The sequence below is a fragment of the Bartonella sp. AA9NXGY genome, from assembly GCF_042196845.1.
GTDB lineage: Bacteria > Pseudomonadota > Alphaproteobacteria > Rhizobiales > Rhizobiaceae > Bartonella.
The window spans coordinates 1-2884 of sequence record NZ_JBHIRB010000049.1 but is presented as its reverse complement, the minus strand read 5'-3'; the positions used below and the strand labels follow the sequence as shown (position 1 = coordinate 2884).

Sequence of the window (2884 nt, the reverse complement as noted above, 5' to 3'; positions counted from 1 at the left end):
TTCCCAAAGGAATGAAAAGCATTCCGCATTGTCTCTAACGTCTTATTTTGCGTGGTCATATCCACTAAACCAGCATGAAATAAGGCATTTGGCAAAAGAAGATAAGTTGGAACCTGTGGAACAACCGCTCTAATACCTAGCTCAGGCGGAACATCAAGCGGTATAGAGAGATTAGATGAAGGTTCCAAAGCATCAGAGGACTGAGAAGGCTTTGGTTCAACAGGGGCAGAAGGAGGAGAAACAGTATCCAGAGATGAAGTGTCCTCCGGAGCAGAGGGCTCAGATGGCAACGACATAGAAAGTGGATCAGGGCGTGGAGAATCAACAGGATCAGAGGACGTAGAAGAAGGAGGGTCAGACATAAACGACGTAGAAAATGGATCGGGAGGAGGAGGATCGACAGGATCAGGGGATGTAGAAGAAGGAGAGTCAGATGTCAACGACGTAGAAAGTGGATCGGGAGGAGAAGATGGAGGATCAACAGGATCAGGGGATGTAGAAGAAGGAGAGTCAGATGTCAACGACGTAGAAAGTGGATCGGGGGGAGAGGATGGAGGATCAACAGGACCAGAGGACGTAGAAGAAGGAGAGTCAGATATCAACGACGTAGAAAGTGAATTGGGGGGAGAAGATGGAGGATCAACAGGACCAGAGGACGTAGAAGAAGGAGAGTCAGATATCAACGACGTAGAAAGTGAATTGGGGGGAGAAGATGGAGGATTAACAGGATGAGATAATGAAAACAAAGAAGGTTTACCAAATGGACCATTATAAGAACCTATTCTAGAAGAAATATAAACCCCTTCGAGTCGGAAATCCCAAAATTCCCCCTCACCTTCCACTAATCTTTGCGTAGCATCTGCTTCTCCAAAGGGCGAACCTGGACCATAACCACGAATACGATATTGATAAGGAAAACCTTTCACCGTAGTATAATCATCATAACCATTGGCGAGTCGAAAAGAACCTGCCTGCGCTGTTCCAGCAACTTGAATGAGTGAAATGCTTTGATCTTTTCCCTCATAGACTTCTTTACTTGCATATTTTGGAAAATTTTGCACATGAATGAATGTCGTTCCAGAAACATCCCCATAGATCAATATGCGATCCGTCTTTTGGGGATTAAACAAACCCTCATCATTCAAAAATGCATTCAACCTAATCTGAGCGTTTCCCTCAGCACTGTAGACTTTTTTATCTTTTGATGCGAGAATTTTATCTCCTGCACCTATATCTGCTTTTTTTCCAATGCATAGCGTTTGATAACCACTACCTTCATCAAAGATCAATGTGCTATTGGAAAGACTTAGAGAAGAAAGCGATGAAACAGATTCCTGTAAACCGTTGTATTTACTTTTAGTAAGATACCATTTTGAATAACGAATTAACTCTAAATCAATAACCGATCTATCCTCAACACGCGTACCTCCTGTAAGAGAGGAAGCGTTTGCTTTCACCAATAGAGAAGCATTATTTTCAGCTTTTAGCAACAAATCACCAGAGATTTTTGTTTCATCCGATAATTCAAGAGTGCCTTTTACTTCATAGTCTTTATTCCCCTTCGCATAAATCGCAATCCCGTCTGGAACTGTCATATTTGTCTCTGATAAATAAACAAATGCCCTCCCCGTGATAACTTTTTTGGTTTCTAAAATTTTTTCATCATCTCGTTGCCTCAACATTTTAGCAAGTTCTTCTGGAGCTAAAACATTAAAGCACAGTCCATATACTCCCTCACTCTGAACAGAAATATTGTTTTTTTCTATCTTAATACTTGTATTCTTAAAGCCATCTGGTGAAATATATTTTTGAATTAACTTACCATTATCATTTACATAACCTGAAAAGTTTTTCATCAAGAATGCATGCATATGGTTCAGCTGAATAAAATTGTTTTTCAAATGAACGTCACCACCTTGAAAAACCTCAAAAGCTTCTGGCAATACCCCCATAGCTCCATCACCATCTGTTAAAGTTTCCTCCCTCCTTCCTTGCCCCGTAATCCCCATAGTATCAAGAATATAATGCCCCCCAAATCGAGTTGAAAATGAGCCAATCTGGTTAAAATTAACGGTACCGTCTGTCATTTTAACCATTGCATCAAAACCACTCATAATACCGATCCCTTTTACATTCAAATTATCTGGCTCAATATTGATATTCACACTCACTAAAGCAATATCCGTTCCTCTCCCCCATGCATAAATAGCATGTGAAGTCCCCTTAATTTCCCCTACTGTCATGCTAATAACGGCATTTTGAGCACGAAGAGCAGGTATATTCTTAAAATCTGAAGCTATTAAATTAATTTTTCCACCATTTCTTACATACGCCCCATACGCAGATATTTTATCTGGATCATCGCCAAAAACTGTTATCTGAGAGGCATTAACAATAGTGCCTGCTTTTTCTACATATATAGCTGCAATAGGTGCAATATGAGCAGACGTCTCTTGAGAACTTTTTAAGTAATAGATTTTATCTGCGAGAAAGTGTGTTTTTCTATCATCGCATTTATAAAATGCCCCTCCTGCATCACTTGAAGATCCTGCAGCATTAACATACGTAACCTGCAAAAAATAAAGAATAGCTGTTGTAACGTTGCATAAAAATACATATTTATGAAATACATAAATCATAACTCTTGCCGCCTCCTATTCCCCTACTTCTATTCATTGAAGAATAATATCTATATTAAGCTAATAAATTTCTCAAAATACAATAAATATAAAATGAAATATTTAATTTAATACTTAATACAATACTATATACTTATATATAAGTTACTATATAGTTTATGTATCGCTAAAAAAGGTGGCGCAATCCAGCAGAGAAACTCGTTCCAGAAAAACCAATTTTCTTAAATCTATGCTGATAAGTGACA

The 2884-nt window shown here is 38.7% G+C and carries 1 protein-coding gene; it reads right to left on the bottom strand.

Annotation, left to right across the window (positions count from 1 at the left end; translation table 11 throughout):
- Window positions 1–2639: autotransporter outer membrane beta-barrel domain-containing protein (locus tag ACFIM6_RS09510; RefSeq protein ID WP_375612631.1), on the bottom strand; the 2639-nt coding region annotated here is incomplete at its 3' end.
- Window positions 2640–2884: the final 245 nt, after the last annotated feature.